This is a genomic window from Winogradskyella sp. HB-48, from assembly GCF_049942685.1.
Lineage (GTDB): Bacteria > Bacteroidota > Bacteroidia > Flavobacteriales > Flavobacteriaceae > Winogradskyella.
The window spans coordinates 2781534-2800343 of record NZ_CP187934.1 but is presented as its reverse complement, the minus strand read 5'-3'; the positions used below and the strand labels follow the sequence as shown (position 1 = coordinate 2800343).

Annotated in this window: 21 protein-coding genes; 13 read left to right on the top strand and 8 right to left on the bottom strand. The window is 33.7% G+C overall.

Going from position 1 to position 18810, the window contains the following annotated elements; all coding sequences use genetic code 11:
- The first annotated feature begins 60 nt into the window (after window positions 1-60).
- Window positions 61-846, top strand: a complete 786-nt coding sequence (locus ACPX19_RS12660; protein WP_426430375.1) for a tRNA pseudouridine synthase A — start codon at window positions 61-63, stop codon at window positions 844-846.
- A gap of 51 nt (window positions 847-897) precedes the next feature.
- On the opposite strand, the gene ACPX19_RS12655 is transcribed toward ACPX19_RS12660, so the two are convergent.
- On the bottom strand, window positions 898-1332 hold the full coding sequence (locus ACPX19_RS12655; RefSeq protein ID WP_426430374.1) for a hypothetical protein: 435 nt from the start codon (window positions 1330-1332) through the stop codon (window positions 898-900).
- A 161-nt stretch (window positions 1333-1493) separates the two neighbouring features.
- Window positions 1494-1715 carry a hypothetical protein gene (locus ACPX19_RS12650; RefSeq protein WP_426430373.1) on the bottom strand — a complete coding sequence of 74 codons (222 nt, stop codon included), beginning with the start codon at window positions 1713-1715 and terminating at the stop codon, window positions 1494-1496.
- 248 nt (window positions 1716-1963) lie between these two features.
- Here ACPX19_RS12650 and ACPX19_RS12645 point away from each other — a divergent pair, with 248 nt between their 5' ends.
- Together ACPX19_RS12645 and ACPX19_RS12640 are read left to right on the top strand one after the other, a co-directional pair.
- Window positions 1964-2455, top strand: coding sequence for a Dps family protein (locus tag ACPX19_RS12645; protein WP_426430372.1), 492 nt, complete (start codon window positions 1964-1966; stop codon window positions 2453-2455).
- A gap of 96 nt (window positions 2456-2551) precedes the next feature.
- Complete coding sequence (locus ACPX19_RS12640) at window positions 2552-3229, top strand: DUF2461 domain-containing protein (RefSeq protein WP_426430371.1); 678 nt, start codon at window positions 2552-2554, stop codon at window positions 3227-3229.
- Here ACPX19_RS12640 and ACPX19_RS12635 read toward each other — a convergent pair.
- Window positions 3224-3670, bottom strand: coding sequence for a hypothetical protein (locus tag ACPX19_RS12635; RefSeq protein ID WP_426430370.1), 447 nt, complete (start codon window positions 3668-3670; stop codon window positions 3224-3226). The genes ACPX19_RS12640 and ACPX19_RS12635 overlap by 6 nt on opposite strands.
- Before the next feature lie 8 nt (window positions 3671-3678).
- Window positions 3679-4095 (bottom strand): glyoxalase, encoded by a 417-nt coding sequence (locus ACPX19_RS12630; RefSeq protein ID WP_426430369.1) that lies wholly within the window; start codon window positions 4093-4095, stop codon window positions 3679-3681.
- A 181-nt stretch (window positions 4096-4276) separates the two neighbouring features.
- Here ACPX19_RS12630 and ACPX19_RS12625 point away from each other — a divergent pair, with 181 nt between their 5' ends.
- Together ACPX19_RS12625 and ACPX19_RS12620 are read left to right on the top strand one after the other, a co-directional pair.
- Window positions 4277-5170 carry a DUF72 domain-containing protein gene (locus ACPX19_RS12625; protein WP_426430368.1) on the top strand — a complete coding sequence of 298 codons (894 nt, stop codon included), beginning with the start codon at window positions 4277-4279 and terminating at the stop codon, window positions 5168-5170.
- 62 nt (window positions 5171-5232) lie between these two features.
- A complete protein-coding gene (locus ACPX19_RS12620) occupies window positions 5233-5622 on the top strand; it encodes an acyl-CoA thioesterase (RefSeq protein ID WP_426430367.1) in 390 nt (129 codons plus the stop codon).
- On the opposite strand, the gene ACPX19_RS12615 is transcribed toward ACPX19_RS12620, so the two are convergent.
- Both ACPX19_RS12615 and ACPX19_RS12610 read right to left on the bottom strand, forming a co-directional pair.
- Window positions 5619-6857: a mechanosensitive ion channel family protein gene (locus ACPX19_RS12615; RefSeq protein ID WP_426430366.1), complete on the bottom strand. Its 1239-nt coding sequence runs from the start codon at window positions 6855-6857 to the stop codon at window positions 5619-5621. The genes ACPX19_RS12620 and ACPX19_RS12615 overlap by 4 nt on opposite strands.
- Window positions 6850-7143, bottom strand: coding sequence for a DUF3817 domain-containing protein (locus ACPX19_RS12610; RefSeq protein ID WP_426430365.1), 294 nt, complete (start codon window positions 7141-7143; stop codon window positions 6850-6852). The genes ACPX19_RS12615 and ACPX19_RS12610 overlap by 8 nt, the downstream gene beginning before the upstream one ends.
- A gap of 132 nt (window positions 7144-7275) precedes the next feature.
- On the opposite strand from ACPX19_RS12610, the gene ACPX19_RS12605 reads away from it, so the two are divergent.
- The 4 genes from ACPX19_RS12605 to ACPX19_RS12590 all read left to right on the top strand — a co-directional run bounded on the left by ACPX19_RS12605 (window position 7276) and on the right by ACPX19_RS12590 (window position 11319).
- Window positions 7276-9747 carry a zinc-dependent metalloprotease gene (locus tag ACPX19_RS12605; protein ID WP_426430363.1) on the top strand — a complete coding sequence of 824 codons (2472 nt, stop codon included), beginning with the start codon at window positions 7276-7278 and terminating at the stop codon, window positions 9745-9747.
- Window positions 9748-9752: 5 nt separating this feature from the next.
- The gene (locus ACPX19_RS12600; protein ID WP_426430362.1) at window positions 9753-10205 is read left to right on the top strand and encodes a DUF4251 domain-containing protein; all 453 of its coding nucleotides are present in this window, start codon (window positions 9753-9755) and stop codon (window positions 10203-10205) included.
- A 167-nt stretch (window positions 10206-10372) separates the two neighbouring features.
- A complete protein-coding gene (locus ACPX19_RS12595; RefSeq protein WP_426430361.1) occupies window positions 10373-10828 on the top strand; it encodes a cold-shock protein in 456 nt (151 codons plus the stop codon).
- Between the two features lie 26 nt (window positions 10829-10854).
- Window positions 10855-11319, top strand: coding sequence for a GyrI-like domain-containing protein (locus ACPX19_RS12590; RefSeq protein ID WP_426430360.1), 465 nt, complete (start codon window positions 10855-10857; stop codon window positions 11317-11319).
- 31 nt (window positions 11320-11350) lie between these two features.
- On the opposite strand, the gene ACPX19_RS12585 is transcribed toward ACPX19_RS12590, so the two are convergent.
- Together ACPX19_RS12585 and ACPX19_RS12580 are read right to left on the bottom strand one after the other, a co-directional pair.
- Window positions 11351-13579 carry a DNA topoisomerase 3 gene (locus ACPX19_RS12585; protein ID WP_426430359.1) on the bottom strand — a complete coding sequence of 743 codons (2229 nt, stop codon included), beginning with the start codon at window positions 13577-13579 and terminating at the stop codon, window positions 11351-11353.
- Window positions 13580-13635: 56 nt separating this feature from the next.
- A complete protein-coding gene (locus ACPX19_RS12580) occupies window positions 13636-14577 on the bottom strand; it encodes a peptidoglycan DD-metalloendopeptidase family protein (RefSeq protein ID WP_426430358.1) in 942 nt (313 codons plus the stop codon).
- A gap of 123 nt (window positions 14578-14700) precedes the next feature.
- On the opposite strand from ACPX19_RS12580, the gene ACPX19_RS12575 reads away from it, so the two are divergent.
- The 4 genes from ACPX19_RS12575 to ACPX19_RS12560 all read left to right on the top strand — a co-directional run bounded on the left by ACPX19_RS12575 (window position 14701) and on the right by ACPX19_RS12560 (window position 18794).
- Window positions 14701-16254: a DEAD/DEAH box helicase gene (locus ACPX19_RS12575; protein ID WP_426430357.1), complete on the top strand. Its 1554-nt coding sequence runs from the start codon at window positions 14701-14703 to the stop codon at window positions 16252-16254.
- A 179-nt stretch (window positions 16255-16433) separates the two neighbouring features.
- On the top strand, window positions 16434-16805 hold the full coding sequence (locus ACPX19_RS12570) for a hypothetical protein (protein ID WP_426430356.1): 372 nt from the start codon (window positions 16434-16436) through the stop codon (window positions 16803-16805).
- A gap of 416 nt (window positions 16806-17221) precedes the next feature.
- On the top strand, window positions 17222-18346 hold the full coding sequence (locus ACPX19_RS12565) for a hypothetical protein (RefSeq protein ID WP_426430355.1): 1125 nt from the start codon (window positions 17222-17224) through the stop codon (window positions 18344-18346).
- Window positions 18347-18365: 19 nt separating this feature from the next.
- Window positions 18366-18794 carry a hypothetical protein gene (locus ACPX19_RS12560; protein ID WP_426430354.1) on the top strand — a complete coding sequence of 143 codons (429 nt, stop codon included), beginning with the start codon at window positions 18366-18368 and terminating at the stop codon, window positions 18792-18794.
- Window positions 18795-18810: the final 16 nt, after the last annotated feature.

Genomic DNA, 18810 nt, shown 5'->3' with positions numbered 1-18810 from the left:
TGGCCTTTTTTGTTTGATTTAACTTTTTGGTTTCTTCCATAAAATAACGTTCTTGCTACCATGTTTGAGAAACGCTATTATTACCTTCTAAAAATACAATATTTAGGCTATCGGTTTCATGGTTGGCAAAAACAACCAGATGTTAAAACCTTACATCATATGATTGATAGAACTCTAAAATACATTTTAGGAGATACGAGATTTAAAACTCTTGGTGCAGGAAGAACAGACGCTATGGTTTCTGCCAACGAAGCTGCACTAGAGCTGTTTATTTACAATGATCCAATTGACGATTTTAACTCATTTCTAGAACTCTTTAATCTTAATTTGCCACAAGACATAAGAGCTCTTTCTATAGAAGAAGTGGATAAAGATTTTAATATCATTCAAGATTCTAAAGTAAAGGAATACCACTACGTGTTTTCTCAAGGACAAAAAAATCATCCTTTCTGCGCACCTATTCTAACGACTATTTTAGAACCTCTTAACATTGATTTAATGAAAAAGGGTGCTAAATTATTTGAAGGTTCTCATAACTTCAAAACCTACTGTTATAAAGCTACAGATAAAGGTGAGTATCATAGAACCATTGAACAGTGTGAAATAATTGATAATGATATATATACGGCAAATTTCTTTCCGAGCGAATCCTATGTTTTTATAGTAAGCGGAAAGGGTTTTATGCGTAACCAAATTCGGTTAATGATGGGTTGCCTTATAAAATTGGGTAGAGGTGAAGTAACTTTAGATTATATAAAGAACACATTGAAAGATGATAGCGAAGCGGTAATGGATTACATAGCACCTGCATCTGGGCTTATTCTTCATAAAATAGATTTTCTATAAAAAGGAACCAACCCAAGAGTTAGTTCCTTTTTGAGATTGGTTGGTTAAATTTTATTTAAGCCACTCGTTTTTAGTTGCATGGTTGGCAAACCAAACTAAAAATAATGCAAATACAATAATCATGTATGCCATAATTTCGTTGGCACTAAAATCTACACCTTTTAAATCTGCAATAAACAAGAAGTAAATCATTTGTATAGTTGCAGCTATAAACGATAAGATAAGAAGAAGCTTTGCTATTTTTTTTCTTAGCAATAAAAATAAACACCCTAATGCACCAGCAAAAACTGCTATGGCAAACAATGCCGTATACCAAGAAGGTAGAGTAGACATAACTTCAAGTTGTTCCTTAGTATAGGCATCTGTGTAAGCTGATAATTGGTAGGCTTGGCTTATATAGCCATGTACGCCAAGGCCATTCCATATGAATGCAATTACACTCACAATCCAAAACCAAATAGGAGGTTTGTTAATCGAATTTGTCATAATAAAATTGATTTAATTAGTTAGTTTTTAGCAGGATTAGATTACTAATCCATTTAACAATTTATAAAAAAAATCATAGATTATTATTTTCGACCATGATTTAGACGAAATAAAAAAGGGTGAAATTATAATTTCACCCTTTTCCAATCCGTATATTTAAGTTATTCTACAATGTGTAATGTTGGTTCTTTTTCTACAAATTTTCCGTTTACAGATTCACCTAGTATAAGTACTTCTTTAGAACGTTCGTACATTTTTATTGCACGATGCATTTGTAGTTTAGTGCCGCTGTATAGTTTAACACCTGATTTTGAACCTTTGTTTCTTATTTCAATATAGAAACCATCTTTCAATTTGGTTGGTCTTGTTGCTGGTCTACCCATAAAATTAGTGTGTATTTTTAAAAGTACTGCATTATACTGAAAATTATAGCAACACACAAGTTTATTTTTAACAATTCTAATTTAAGATATTAACACGTTAAATTCTATTAACATTTCTCAGTTTCTTTAACAAAATATTATGTTAATAGGTTGTTGAAATAGTTAAACCCTGTTAAGTCGCTTGACAAAGGCTCATATGCCCTATAGATTAAATGGGACGAAATAAATATAAATTTAAAATAATTGTTATGAGCTACTTAAACATGAATGACGAAAAATTATTACCAACTATTGTAGAGTTAAACACTTTATTAGCAGATTATCATATTTATTATCAAAATCTACGAAATTTTCACTGGAATATCTTAGGTGAAAATTTCTTTGAATTACACGAAAAATTTGAGGAATTGTATACAGACGCCAGAGTGAAAATAGATGAAATAGCTGAACGTATCCTAACACTAAGATACCATCCAATGAGTAATTTAAGAGATTACTTAAAAGCATCATCAATTGAAGAGGTGTCATCCAAAAAAACCGATAAAGAGATGGTAAATAGTATTTTAGACAATCATGAAATATTATTAAAGCAAATGTCTAAAGTTATTGATAAAGCAGAAGAAACTAACGACGAAGGCACGATTGATCTTATAGGTGCTTACATAAGAGAACTAGAAAAGAGCAGTTGGATGTTAGATGCATTCACCAAAGAAACCACATCACAATTAAATGAAGTATAATGTAACATTACATCTTTGTCAAATAAATTTTTGTTAATAATGTACCTTAAAAGTCATCTGGAGATGCTTTTTTTTATTTTTATACAAATCAAAAATATGAGCGCAACCATACCAAAAGAAGCCTTAGACTTCTTTAAAAAATTAGCTAAAAACAATAACAGAGATTGGTTTAATGAACATAAAGCCGAGTTTAAAGCTATAGAAACTAAAGTAAAATCGTCATACAATCATTTAGGCAGTTTAATGAGTGTTCACGATCAGATTGAAAAAATTAAAATCTTTAGAATCTATAGAGATGTACGCTTTTCTAAAAACAAATTACCCTACAAAACACATTTTGGTGGCTCATTTACAAGAAAGAAGCCAGAATTAAGAGGTGGTTACTATCTTCACATTCAGCCTAATAACGAATCTTTTATTGCTACTGGTTTTTGGGAACCTAATAAGGAAGATTTATTCAGAATTAGAAAAGAGTTTGAAATGGATGATAGTGAAATGAGAGCTATTCTAAATGATAAAACATTTAATAAAACTTGGGGAGGCTTTGTTGGTGACGAGTTAAAAACAGCGCCAAAAGGCTTTGATAAAGAACATCCCGCAATAGATTTGATAAGAATGAAACAATACATTTTCGTCAAAAAGTATTCAGATGAAGAGGTGCTACAAGACGACTTTATTGAGGGGGTAAATGATGCTTTTAAAAAAGTAAGACCCTATTTCGATTACATGAGCGATGTTCTTACCACTAATCTCAATGGCGAATCCTTGCTATAAAACAGCTTTTATTTTGTAGTGCTTGCCATTAAACTCAAATGTGTGACCAACACCTTTTTGTTTCATAAGCTGACCTATTGGCGATAGTATAGAAATAATATAATATTCGTCTTTATCTAAATCTACTTTGCCAATACTAGTAGCTATAAAAAAGTTAATACTATCTGTCTTTACGATACTGCCTAAAACCACTGTGTCTGATATTAAATTAGGCTTTACCATGCCTAGATGCTCCTTGGTTTTTTGTGCTTCGTTGAGATAATTCATGTTTTTTTCTAAATCATCTAATAATTTAGAATTTCCCGAATCATCTTCTTCATTACTAACCTTATCGTTACTTTCTATGGACTCTTTTATAAGTGTAATTTCATTGTTGTAGTCCGAAATACGTTTGTTTACATGCTGAAAACAAATGTCTAGTAGATCTTGTTTTAATTTCATTATAATATCTAAACCGCCTTTAAAACTTCAGGCTTAGAAAATGCCTGAATGCTGTCAATAAAACGCTCTTTTACAATATTCATCATACGTTTGTTTAGTGCCGAAGAGTTCTGGATATAAAGAGCATATTCCTCCTCAGTAAACTGACCAATAATCATCCCTTTTACAGAATTTCTAAACTTCATATCCTTATGTATAGCATTGTCAATGTAAGATAATTGTTTAGATAAGCTTAATTCGTAAAAGACATTTTTATGCTTAGCAACATAATTTTTAAAAACTGCAATAAATAAATCATGCTGCATTTTTATGATTGGTCGTAATGTTTTATTCTGAAACAGTTCATCAGAACTCATGGAATCATAAATTTTAGCAGAAGAAATCACGGGTCTTATGGATAATAAATACTCGGTGCGCTTGGTCATGGTTAAGTCCTTTAGGATTAAATTGGAATTAAATTTAATTATTAAGGCTATGAATATGTATTGAGATAGATATTATTGTTAACGTTGTTATTAACATTTCAGATTTTAATATTCAAAAATCTAATTCAAAACAATATAGCAACTCATGATTAACTGCTATCTTTGAGAAAAACCTGTACATATGAAATTTGGAAGTGTAGATCATCCTGAACACATAGATTTTATCTTACCACCAGACCATCCTGATACACTAAAAACATTACAGAAAAATCCGTCTGCTGAAACCCATGTTTATGTAGGTTGTGCCAAATGGAACAAAGCCGATTTAAAAGGGTTTTATCCAAGAGGCACAAAGGATGAGCTAGAATATTATTCACGTCAATTCAATTCAATTGAGTTAAATGCCACATTTTATAGAATTTTTCCACCTGAACAGTTTGAAAAATGGTACGATAAGACACCAGGTAATTTTAAATTCTACCCAAAGCTTAATCAGGAAATAAGCCATTGGAAACGTTTGAGTGATGATGTGGCTGCAGTTGTGGATAATTATTTGTACAGTGCTGTAAACCTAAAAGAAAAATTAGGCTGTATCTTTTTACAGATGCACAATAATTTTGCACCAAAGGATTTTGATCGTGTTATTAATTTTGTAGAAGGCTGGCCAAAAGAGATTCCTCTAGCTATAGAATTTAGGCATACAGATTGGTATAATGACAAAACTATTGCTGAAGATTTATACCAGCTTTTAGAAGAAAATAACATTTCAAACATTATAGTAGACAGTGCTGGCAGACGAGATATCATGCACATGCGCTTAACCAACTCAAGAGCTTTTGTACGCTATGTTGGTGCCAACCATCCTAGTGATTACACACGTTTAGATGATTGGGTAGAACGCCTGAAACATTGGAAGGATAATGGTATTGAACACATCAACTTCTTTGTGCATCAAAATATTGAAAAAGAATCGCCATTGCTTTCGGCTTATTTAATTAAGAAGTTGAATTCTGAATTGGGTACAGATTTAAAAATTCCTAATGATGATTCTGGCGGACAACAAACATTACTTTAATAGTTTTGAGTTAAAACAAATCAACAAATCAACAAATCAACGAATAAACAATTAAACAATAAATGAGATTCCACACACGCAAATGGGTAAAACCCGAAGATTTAAATCCTAATAGCACCCTTTTTGGTGGGCAACTTTTAGCATGGATAGATGAGGAAGTGGCTCTATATACCATCATTCAACTTGAAAATTCTAAAGTGGTAACCAAATACATGTCTGAAATCAATTTTATGGCATCCGCAAAAAAAGGAGATATCATTGAAATAGGTATCGAGGTTATTAAATTTGGCAAAAGTTCCTTAACCATGAAATGCGAGGCACGTAACAAAATGACTAGAGAAACCATTTTAACCATAGATAAAATTATCATGGTAAACTTAGGTCCAGACGGTAAACCCCTACCTCATGGAAAGACCGAAGTTGAATTTGTAAAGGATAGGCTAGAGGATTAATTAGTTTTAGCAACAGCTAGTTCATAAATCTCTAAATCAAAATATTTTACAGAGGCTAAAACGTGGTCAAAGATATCACCAATTATATACTCATAGTTTTGCCAGCGTATATCACTGCTAAAAGCATAAATTTCCATAGGAATACCTTGAGGTGTGGGCTCTAATTGCCTTACCATTAGAGTCATTTCTTTATTTATGGCAGAATGATTATCCATATAAGTTTGTAAATACTTTCTAAAAACGCCAAAATTGGTAAGGTTTCTGCCGTTTATTAATATAGATTTATCAACCCCTTTTTCAGAATTGTATTTTTTGATTTCTTTAGAACGCTGCTCTACATAATCTTTAATGAGTTCTATTTTCTTAAAGCGTTCTATGTCAGAATCTGTCAGAAACTTTATTGTAGAAGTTTTGATTATTACGGAACGTTTAATGCGTCTTCCACCAGAATTCATCATACCTCTCCAATTCTTAAACGAGTCAGAAATCAGGGCATAGGTTGGTATCGTGGTTATGGTTTTGTCCCAGTTTTGGACCTTTACGGTGGCTAGATTAATTTCTACAACATCACCATCGGCTCCGTACTTTTCAAAAGTAATCCAATCACCAATGCGCACCATGTCATTTATAGATACTTGGATACTCGCTACAAAACCTAAAATGGTATCTTTAAATATCAATAGTATAACCGCAGAGGCCGTACCTAGGGAAATAGCGAATTTCAAAAATGTAACACCTGTAAGAATTGAGAAAATTGCAAAAATGCCGAGTATCCAAGCAAAAATCATGAAGACTTGAATATAGCTGTCTATAGGTTTATCCTTATAACGCGGTAGTGTTTTTAGGTAATCTTTTACCGAATTAAGGAAGCTTCTTATAATTCTTAGAGTTAGGACTATAGCAATAATCTTTAGTGTTTTCTCTACGATATTTTCAAAATATGTAAAGTCTGAAAATACATCAGGAACAAACTCAATTAGGATAATTAGCGGAACAATATGGGCAACATTTCTTGGTAATTTGTTGCTGATTAAAATATCATCAAAATTAGTTTTGGTTCTATTGGCTATACTTGCTGAGAATTTCCAGAGAATACGCTTGGTAATATAATCTATGATTAAAGCAATAAAAAGTAGTCCCACCAATAAAGCCAACATATTCAAATATTGAGCAGTAGCTTCAGATACTCCACGTTCTACAAGCAGATCGTATATATAATGTCTAATGTTAAGCATTTACAGTTTTTAGATATTTTTTATCAATATAAAATGTACCGAAAGGAATAATAGATGCTAAAAGTACTATCCATAAAGTTCGGTTATTCCATTGCATATCCTTACTTATTAAAACTGCTATAACAACGTAAGCAATAAACAGCAGGCCATGTGGCATTCCTAGCAGTTTTACATATTGAGGATCGTTAGCAAAGTATTTTAAAGGTGTGGCAATGAATAGCAATAGTATATATGAAACACCTTCCAAAAGCGCTACAATTCTAAATGTTGGTAATAATTTCGACATACTTATTTTTTTGCAAAAGTACTGTAGAACTAAGGAATAACCATAGCATTTTAACAGCTTTTAAGAAATAATCAAAAACTACATTTCAATTAATTATCTTTAGGCTCTCAACCAAAATCAAATACTCTACGAATGAAAAAAATTCTTTTACTTTGGTTAGTAGTAGGCCTTTTTTTATCATGTGCAACGGCTAAAAAAGCTTCTCAAAATAAAAATCAGCAAGCTTCTGCAACAACTACACCTCAAACACCATCCAAGAAGCAAGGAAAAATAAAAGATTACGATAAAGTAATCACTAAAGATGCCTTTACTGATAAAGGATTGTTTGATGTTCATGTAGTTGATGATAAATATTATTTTGAAATTCCAACCAAGTTTCTAAATACAGACATGCTATTGGTAAGTCGATTGGCAAAATTACCAGCCAATCTAGGTGGTGGGTATGTCAATGCTGGTACAAAGACAAATACAAGGATGATCAATTGGGAACGATTTAGAGATAAAATCCTGATTAAAGAAAAATCATCAAGTGCTGTGGCAGCAGATAGTTTGCCTATTCAAGTGTCTGTTAGAGCTAATAATTATGAACCCACATTATATGCGTTCGATATAGAGGCGTTTTCTAAGGATTCCTCGGCTGTAGTTATAGATGTAACCAGTTTTTATAGCTCAGATGTTAAAGCAATAAGTGGTTTACCAGAATTCTTCAGAAAACAATACAAAGTAAGAAGTTTAGATAAATCTAGAAGCTTTATCAATGCCATGCGCAGTTACCCAGAAAATATAGAAGTAGTACAAGATTTCACATATACTGCTGCAGAGCCACCTACTAATGATGGTACCGAAACCATTAGTGTTCAAATGAACCAATCTATGATTCTTTTGCCAGAAGAACCAATGCAACCACGTTATTTTGATGAAAGGGTAGGATGGTTCACACTTAGACAATATGATTATGGAAGTGAAGAACTAAAAGCAGACGAAAAAACCTACATCAGACGCTGGAAATTAATTCCAAAAGATATTGAAGCATATAAGCGTGGTGAATTGGTTGAGCCCATTAAACCCATTGTTTATTATCTAGATCCTGCAACACCAATGAAGTTTAGAAAATACATGAAAGAAGGTATAGAGCTATGGCAAAAAGCATTTGAAGCAGCCGGATTTAAAAATGCCATTATCGCAAAAGATCCACCAAGCAAGGAGGAAGACCCTGAATTTAGTCCAGAGGATATTAGATATTCTGTAGTTCGCTATGTAGCCAGTACTACACGAAATGCCACAGGACCGAGTGTTTCAGATCCACGAAGTGGTGAGATTATAGAAAGTGACATTATTTGGTACCACAATCATCTACGCTCGTATAGAAACCGATATTTGTTAGAAACTGGTGCTGCTAACCCTTCAGCTAGAACTTTAAACACACCTGATGAGGAAATTGGTGAAATGATGAAAATGGTTATTGCTCATGAAGTTGGACATACATTGGGCTTGCCTCATAATATGAGTGCTAGCTATGCCTATGATGTGGAAAGTTATAGAGATGGAGCCTTTACACAGAAAAACGGAATTGCAGCTACTATAATGGATTATGCACGTTACAATTACATTGCACAACCAGGTGATAAAAATATTCGTTTTGTACGCCAATTAGGACCTTATGATGATTATGCCATTAACTATGGTTATCGCTATATTCCTGAAGCGAAATCAGCTGACGATGAAAAAGAAATCTTAGATGGTTGGATTACAGAAAAAGAAGGAAACCCGATTTATAAATTCGGAAAGCAAAGTAGCCGCTTTGATCCAACAGCACAAACAGAAGACATTGGTAATAACAGCATAAAGGCAAGTACATATGGATTAAAAAACCTTAAAATAGTTGCCAAGAATTTACCTAATTGGACAAGTGATAAAACAAATAATTATGAAGATTTAGAAGAGCTTTATGGTGAACTTTTAGGAGTTTGGAGTCGGTACGTAGGACACGTTGTAACGCATGTAGGTGGAGTGGTAGAAGATACTAAAAACCCATCCCAAAAAGGATTAGTTTATAATCCTGTGGACAAGTCATATCAAAAATCAGCAATACAATGGTTGCACAGTAACGCATTTGATACACCAGATTGGTTGATAGACGAAAGTATTTTGAAAAATATTGATTATGCAGGTTATACTGATAGGATTAGAGGTTTGCAAACTCGTCACTTAAATAGCCTAATGAGCTTTGAGCGTTTGGGAAGACTTATAGACCACAAGGCAATGGACGATAGTAACTATTCAGCATTGGATATGATGAAAGATGTGCGACTTGGAATTTGGTCTGAAACTAGAACGTCGTCCAATGTTTCGGTTTTTAGGAGAAATTTACAGCGTGCATATATTGATAGAATGGAGTATTTAATGACAGAACAAATAGATCCTAATAGAAGTAGTCAATATTTTAATGTTAACCAATCTGATGTAAGAGCTATAGTTAGAGGAGAATTAAACCAGTTGAAAAGGGTTCTGTCATCTGTAGCTAAAGCAAATATAAACACCGATACAAAATACCATTTCAACGACTGTATTGAAAGAATTAACACTATATTGGAGCCAAAATAAGAATCATGAAGAAGCTATTTATTATTTGTTTGTTTGTTGCATTAGCAATGCCTTTTGTTGGTTTTTCCCAAAATCCATTAACGAAGGAAGAAAAAGTACAAGCAATGTACGACTTAAATAAGAAGGTGGTTCAATCTCAAAATTTCAGTTTTATAGCCACTTGGGTTTTTAGTGATGATGAAAGAAGTGAAGTGGCTGAAAATGAAAATTTAATTACAATCAAAGGTGCTAATTTTTATGGACTACTTACCAACTTAGATACTGACAAACCAATAATGCTAAAAGGTGGCTTAGAGAACTACACTACTAATTTTAATGATGAGGCACATCAAATTGCCATCAGCTTTAAAATTGGTGTATATAATGCTAAAATTGAAGTAAGACCTAACGGAAATGCCTTTTTAACTTTAGATACTCAAAATAATGAAACAATTAGTTATAAAGGTTTCGTTAAATAGTATTTAAACATTACCTTTGATTGAGTTTATTGAAGATACACCTCACAAATAACATTAATTCTTAGTTATCTTTTTGGTCTAACGCACTATTCATTGTTAAGTTAATTAGCTTGTTTGCATTGTATATTTTCAAGAGTAAATACGATTATTAACTACATATTAGATGAATGGGTAGATCACAGCAAACATTTAGCAAAACAGAAAAAGAAAAAAAGCGTTTAAAAAAGCGAGAAGATAAACGGAAAAAAATGGAAGCTCGCAAACAAGATAAAGAAGAAAACGGTTCAGCAGGTATCCCAATTGCTTATGTAGATCACAATGGCAATCTTACAGATACTCCGCCAGACCCATCACTGAAAGTGAAGGTTAAAGCCAAAAATATTGAAATAAGCATCCCTAAAAAAGAACATGATACAGAAGATTTCAACCCTATTAGAAATGGTAAAGTATCTTTCTTTAATAGCTCTAAAGGCTATGGATTTATACTCGATAAAGATACTAATGAAAAATATTTTGCCCATGTTAGCGGTGTTTTGGATGATATCATAGAAAATGATAATGTTACCTTTGAACTCGAAAAAGGCCAACGCGGCATGAATGCAGTTAAGGTTAAAAAAGTATAGAGTAGAATCTTATTTTATCCACATTAATGAATCCCAAAATTGTAACGCTAAAAGAAAAGAAGGTGATTGGCATGAGCAGTGAAATGCTTATGCATCAACACCAAAAGATTGTTGAGCTTTGGAAGCGTTTCATGCCGAGAAAGCATGAAATCAAAAATGTTCTAAACCAAGAGTTTATTGCACTTCAAAATTATACGCATTTTAGCAATTTTGATAAACCATATCAAATTTGGGCAGTCATTGAAGTTTCTGAAATTTCAAGTGTGCCTAATGATATGGAAAGCTATACAATTCCGGATGGAGTTTACGCTGTGTTTCCTCATAAAGGAATGAATGCTAGTGAAACATATCAAAAAATCATGTCTGAGTGGCTTCCAAATTCTGGTTATGCTATAGACGATAGACCTCATTTTCAGGTAATGGGTGAAAAGTATAAAAACGGAAGTCCAGATTCTGAAGAGGATTTTTATATTCCAATAAAGTCGATATAAGGTTTGATGTCAGGCAGAGTGGAGTCGAAGCCTAATTAATGCTAGCCCTAAAATCACAACCCGTTTTATAATTACTACAACCAAATGCAGTTTTTCCTTTTAAAATGATACCTGTTTTACATTTGGGACAAGCATCGCCAGCTTTAACCTTTCTTTTAGTGGTTTGCTTAGGTTCTAGTTTGAGTTTAAAGTTCTCATCAAAACGTAATAGGCCTTCAATTGAATTCCCATTTAGCTTTAAATCCTTTAGATTTACCGTAGACCCTTTACTCAATAATCTTAAATACTGATTTTCTGATATTTTTTTATCCGCAAATTGAAAAGGCAACAAAAAGTCACAACCCTTACCATAACGATTACAACCAAAAGCATTTTTTCCTTTTAACAGTTGTCCCTCTTTGCATTTAGGACAAGCAGAGCCGACAACTTGATTTGTTGAAGATTTAGCCTTTATTTGTAAAGTTGGTTTATTCTTTACTGCAGAAATTCGGGTTTCTACTTTTTCATTGCGCACCTCATAAACTAGAGCATCTACCATACGCTTCATGCCTTTTATAAAGACATTGGCGCTTATATCTCCTTTTTCGATATCCTTTAATTGCTTCTCCCAAGTGCCTGTTAATTCAGCAGATTTTAAGAGTTCATTCTGTATGGTATCTATTAGCTGAATTCCAGTTAGCGTTGGTAGAATCTGTTTCTTATTACGCTTTATATACTTGCGTTTAAAAAGTGTTTCAATAATGTTTGCACGTGTAGAAGGACGACCGATACCATTTTCCTTCATTAAGTCACGCAGCTCATCATCATCAACTTGTTTGCCTGCGGTTTCCATAGCACGTAGGAGAGAAGCTTCTGTATATTGCTTTGGAGGTTTGGTCTGCTTTTCTAAAAATGATGGCTCGTGTGGTCCTTTTTCGCCTTTAGTAAAACTAGGTAAAACAGCATCTTTTGTCACGCTGAGCGCAGTCGAAGTGTCTTTCTTTTCAAACACCACACGCCAACCTTTGAACAAAATTTCCTTGCCTGTGGTCTTGAAATTTACATCATCTGCTTTACCAATTACTGTGGTGTTGGATACTTTACAATCATCATAAAAAACAGCAATGAATCGCTTGGTTATGATATCATAAACCTGTTGCTCTGCTGGGTGCAAATGGGTTTGCATCCCAGTAGGAATTATAGCATGGTGATCGGTTACTTTTTTATCGTTAAAAACCTTAGAAGATTTCTTTATTTTTTTATTTAATATAGGTTGTGTAAGTATTGAGTAATCGGTTAGTTTTGATAATATACCTTTAACCTTTGGGTAAATATCATTGGGTAAAAATGTGGTATCAACTCTTGGGTAGGTAACGACTTTTTTTTCATACAATCGTTGAGCGATTTTTAAAGTATCATCTGCCGAAAAACCAAACTTGGTATTACAGTATACTTGCAGTCCTGTAAGGTCAAAAAGTTTGGGAGCGTATTCGGTACCTTTTTTCTTGTTAATCGAAACAATTTCAAACTCGTGTTCTTTGACTTTATTTGCTAGTTTCTCACCATCTTCCATTTTTAGAAAACGACCCTCTTCATAGCTAAACAACGTATCCCTATATAACGTTTGCAATTCCCAATAAGGTTGAGGCACAAAGTTTTCAATTTCTTTGTAGCGGCTTACCAACATGGCAAGGGTAGGGGTTTGTACTCTTCCTACAGATAATACTTGTTTATAACCTCCATGCTTTACCGTATATAATCGTGTAGCATTAATGCCTAGTAGCCAATCTCCAATAGATCTCGAAAATCCTGCATAATACAGATTATCATAATCTTCTGCAGGCTTTAGGTTTTCAAATCCTTCTTTTATAGCTTCCGTTGTTAACGATGATATCCAAAGCCTTTGGACTTTTCCTTTATACTTTGCTTCATTAAGTACCCAACGTTGTATTAATTCCCCTTCTTGCCCTGCATCACCACAGTTAATAACGACTTCAGCTTTATCAAACAGACCTTTTACTATGTTGAATTGCTTTTTTATGCCTTTATCATCGGCAACCTTAACCTTAAATTTTTCGGGTAGCATCGGAAGGTTGTTCAGGTCCCAGCTTTTCCAATGTGGTTTGTAGTCGCTTGGCTCACAAAGTGTACAGAGATGACCAAAAGTATAGGTTACAGCATAGCCATTGCCTTCAAAGTAGCCATCACGCTTGGTGTTGGCTCCCAAAACACTTGCAATTTCTCTTGCAACACTTGGTTTTTCAGCAATACAGACTTTCAAACTTTAAAAATTTTAAAGATGCAAAGTAAATAAAATATAAAATTTTACAGACGTTTTTAAAGTTCTAAAATGAGCTTTTGTCCAATTCTCAGGGTAGAGTTTTGATTGATCTTGTTGGTTCTGCAAATAGCAGCAATACTTGTGTTGTTGCGCTTAGAAATTCTTGATAAGGTATCGCCACTTCGCACAACATACACTTTGCGTTGTTTTTCTAAACTGGCTAGAGCAGCTTCTTTGGTGGTAAACAAGGTTAGTTTTGCCAAACCTTTGGAGCTATGATACGTAGCTTTTGTCCATTTGCGAGTAACCCAAAGTTCTTGAGAACGGATTGTATTGGTGTCGTCAAAATTAAAAAGATATTCAGGATGTATGAATTCTCCATTATATGTGGTGGATAAATGGAGATGACTTCCCGTGGAACGCCCTGTATTACCACCTTTGCCTAAATATTGGCCTTTAGCGAGCGTATCATTAACTTTAACTGCAATGTCAGAAAGATGAGCATAAGTTATTTCTAATCCGTTGAAATGACGTACCACAACCGTCTTTCCATGACCACGACTATATTGTGCAAATCGTACAATTCCGCTAAGCATGGAAACCACAGAATCACCTGTAACCAAATCTATATCCAATCCTTTGTGTGGTCGACCTCTTCTCCAGCCAAAATGTGATGTAATAACTTTTTTGTGCGGTACTGGTGAGGCATAAGTACTATCTGAAAATGTAATATTCATTGGAAACTCAGTAGTATTTACAGTAGTAGATTTATATGGATTATAAACCGTCGTGTCCCAATATTCTGCTTTAATATCCACAAAATCGTTGCTATTATTATCTGCCTTAGATTGTATAGGTATCTCGATTTCATTGACTAAAAGGGCCTTTTTAAAGTTAGTTGGAAGCTCAATTTTTATAGATTCGGATTGGTTGTCACCTTGAGGGAAGCATGCGCAGGTACAAAGTACAAACACAATGGAAAAAAGTAGGTATTTCATTTATTTTTATATGTCTTTCGATTGAAAGAACGCTAAATTAGCATAAATATTGTTAATCGCAAATCACATTAAACATCGACTAAAAAGCCTTAATTTTGCAGCTTTAAATTTACAACTCAATATATGTCTCAAACAAACCAAGCTGTTCAAGAAAAGAAAACCGATAAAGAATTATATGACTATCAACAAGGGGCTATAAGTCAGATTTTTGAAAAATTCGACACAGCACCAGACGATTATCATTTACTATATCAATTACCTACTGGAGGTGGTAAAACAGTCATCTTTTCTGAGATGGTACGTCAATATCTTAAAAACCACAACAAAAAGGTTTTGGTAATGACGCATCGTATAGAGCTTTGCTCACAAACGTCGGAGATGCTAACGAGTTTTGGAGTAACTAATAAAGTGGTAAGCAGTAAAGCTAACCTAGATGACCAGGCAGATTATTCCTGTTTTGTAGCTATGGTAGAAACCTTAAATAATCGACTCAATGATAATATGCTAGATATTTCTGATGTTGGTTTGGTGATTATTGATGAGGCACATTATAACTCGTTTACAAAACTCTTTAAGTTTTTTGAAAAGTCCTTCATCCTTGGTGTTACTGCAACACCTTTGAGTTCTAACAAGGAACTGCCAATGAAAGACAATTACAACGAATTGATTACAGGTGAAAGTATTGAGAATCTAATAGAAAATGAATTTCTTGCCAGATGCGAAACCTATGCTTACGATATGGGATTAACTTCTCTAGAAGTGGGTTCTAATGGCGACTATACCGTAAAATCTTCAGAAGATTTATATACCAGTCCTGCAATGCTCCAAAAAACAGTTGATGCCTATAAAAAACATGCACTAGGGAAGAAGACCTTAATTTTCAATAATGGTATCAATACATCAATAAGTGTCTATTATGCTTTCAGGGAAGCAGGATTGCCAATTATGCATCTAGATAATACAGCGACTAAAAAGCAACGAAAACAAATTTTAGATTGGTTTCACAATACACCCAATGCCATTCTAACCTCTGTTAGTATTTTAACCACTGGTTTTGATGAACCTACTATAGATACCATTATTCTTAACAGAGCTACAAAATCATTGACGCTCTATTATCAGATGATTGGTCGCGGCTCTCGTATTCTTAATAATAAGGATAAGTTTACCGTAATAGACCTTGGTAATAACCTATACCGCTTTGGACCTTGGGGAGCAGACTTAGATTGGCAACTCATTTTTAAATCACCAAATTGGTATGCAGATCGTATAAAGAGTGACGAAGCTATTGAAGCGAATTTTAAGCACGATTTATCAGATGAGATAAAAGGTGAATTTTCAAAGTCTGAAGACACATACTTTGATGTTATACAAACCTACAAGGACGCTGTGGATGCTGGAGAATCCTCTAAGGTAGTTTTAGAACGATCCATTGAGCAACATGCTAAAATATGCATAGAAAACAGTGAGGACGTCTATGATGCTATTGCTTTGGCTAAACTTTTAAAAGATGACATTAACCAACGTGTGGAAATCTACGCAAAGTGCATCAGCAAGAGTACGCACAATTTTTTAACTTGGCTAAAGGATGATTATCAGAAAAAATTAAACTCGTATTTGAGAACAAACTTTGATGAAAAGTTTGAAGAAATCCATGGGTATCCACCTGAGGATTAAATCTTCTAGTTGCTTAAATAATATTGAGTATAAATATTTGTTTTTTAAATATTTATAATAAATGATATAAAGCATTAATTTACTGTTAAAGTTCTGTAATTTACGTTAAGGTCTCTTAAATTATTTGCTATAAACAGGTGTAATGGTTATACTATAGTAAACCAAAACACTTATAACACATGAGAACTTTAATAACAATACTTTTTCTACTATTTTCAATCGTTGGATTTTCCCAAGACCCAATAATGCAAAACAATGATGAATCTTTGGAATCCATTGCAACCAGCATTACAGATAAATATGATGACCAGTTGGCATTAGATGCAAAGCAATTCATACTGTTTCAGAAAAAGGTAGAGGAATTCTTAATAAGAGAAGAAAAGATTCACAATAATTTTAAAGGTGAAGAAAAACTAAACCAATTATACAAACTTCGTAAAGCAGAAACTCTTGAAATGCGTAATATTCTAACACAACCACAATTTAATCTATATAAGCGTTTAAAAACACAGATACAGCCCTTAGCGGTAATTGAAACTAAAAAATCCTAATGAAGACTAACTAAGTGGTTGTAAAGAGGTGACTTGCCCTTAAGTCATCTCTTTATTTTTTTATACAAGTAGTAATTTCAAGTTTATTATTATTATTGCTAGTATCTTAATAGAGATTTTTTCTTTCTCTTTTAAATGCAGATAAAACCTTTTATTAGGAAAGCATAAAAATATTACGTAGTTTTATAATCACCTCTTCTCTACAAAAGAACCATTCCCATACTTTGTTATCCCTAAATATACTATTGTAGTTTTGCCTATCATATGTTTAATTGTTGACCACATATGATACATTCCCATTTACTTCAATTTGTAAAGTGGCATTCTATTGAATACCAGTAACACATAACGTCCTATTACTTCATAATACCCTTACCTTATCAAACTAGCTATTAACCAATTAAATCAAAATAATTATGAGTAACCCAACACCGATTAATATCACTGTCACTGTTGATACAGAAAACATTACGGAAGAAAACAAAAACTATGCTGTTGTGTTTTCACAAGGACTAGGTGGGCCCATTGAGCAGCCAGGTCATCCAGAAAACTACACCTCACAAGTCGAAAAAAACCAACAAATAATATGGACAGCTGTACCAAAAACTGGTAATACTGAAGTTTTTTTTCAAGATGTAAAACACAAATCCGGAAAGGAGATTATGCAAACCATTAAACGTGGTGATGGTCATAATGTCTTTACGGCAAAAATTAAAAATGGCAATTTTAATCCTGAAGATGAAGAAAAATACAGTATTACTATTGGATTAAATGGCTATGAAGGCATAGCGGGTAGCAATGAAAATGGCCCTATGGTGTATTTGGGTAAAACCGTGGCATACATGAATAGTTATCAAGATAATGTTTGGCATGTTGTTGCTGAAGCTCCATTCGAGATTGAGGGTATTGCAGGTTACAATACAAGTGGTGCTATTATTTATTCTGGAAACCGTGTAGCCTACATGAATGGTTTTGCAAGTAATCAATGGGTTGAAATTAACCCAGCACCATTCCCGATACAAGGCATTACTGGCGAAAACAGTAGAGGAGTCATCGTTTACAATGGCAGTCGTGTAGCCTACATAGACAACTATAACCAAGGGATATGGGTAGAAGTAGCTAATGCTCCTTTTGATATTGAAGGCATTGCTGGCGATAATTTAGGAGGCCCAATTGTTTATGCAGGCAATAAAGTGCAATGTATGATGAGCTATAATGATAATAGATGGCAATACATTACCGATGCACCAATAGAAATCGAGGGAATCAGTGGTACTTACGGTAATGGCACAGTAATTTATGGAGGCAATAAAGTGTATAGATCTAATGATGGTATATGGACAGCTGTCGCTAATGCACCTTTTGATAACGTTGAAGGTATTGCAGGAAATAGCGTTAGAGGACCTATTATCTTTTCGGGACCACAGCTGCAATACATGTCCAATTACAACGAAAATGCATGGCACTCTGTCGCTGCTATGCCATTTAGCACACGAACTTTTATTATTGATCCTAAACTACAGATTCGTCAGAAAACATAATAAAAACAAATAATATAAGATGGGAAATCAATCCGTAGCAGTAAGCATTATAATCAATGCTGAAGATATGCATAGAGACCGAACTAACTTTTTAAAATATGTTAGTTTTAGTGATAATATTCCAAGTGATGGTTACGACATTCCTGGAGATAAGACTAGCTTTGATAGTATTGCTGATGCAAATACCTTGATAAGTTGGAATATTTCTGACGCAAGTGGACGTGAGCATCTTGCATTAATAACTAATATTGAATTTAAAGATGCACCCGAGGGCTTCTTTGAAAAGCCACCTTATGATGTAGGTGACGGCTCTTGGGTCGCTGTATTAGGTGATAATAATACAGGTCATAATTTAGTGGCTAAATATTCCATAACCTTTGACAGTGGTTACCGAGGTGATTCTTTGTTTATTATTGATCCAAAATTGCAGATACGTCAAAAAACTTGACAGAACTGAAATGATT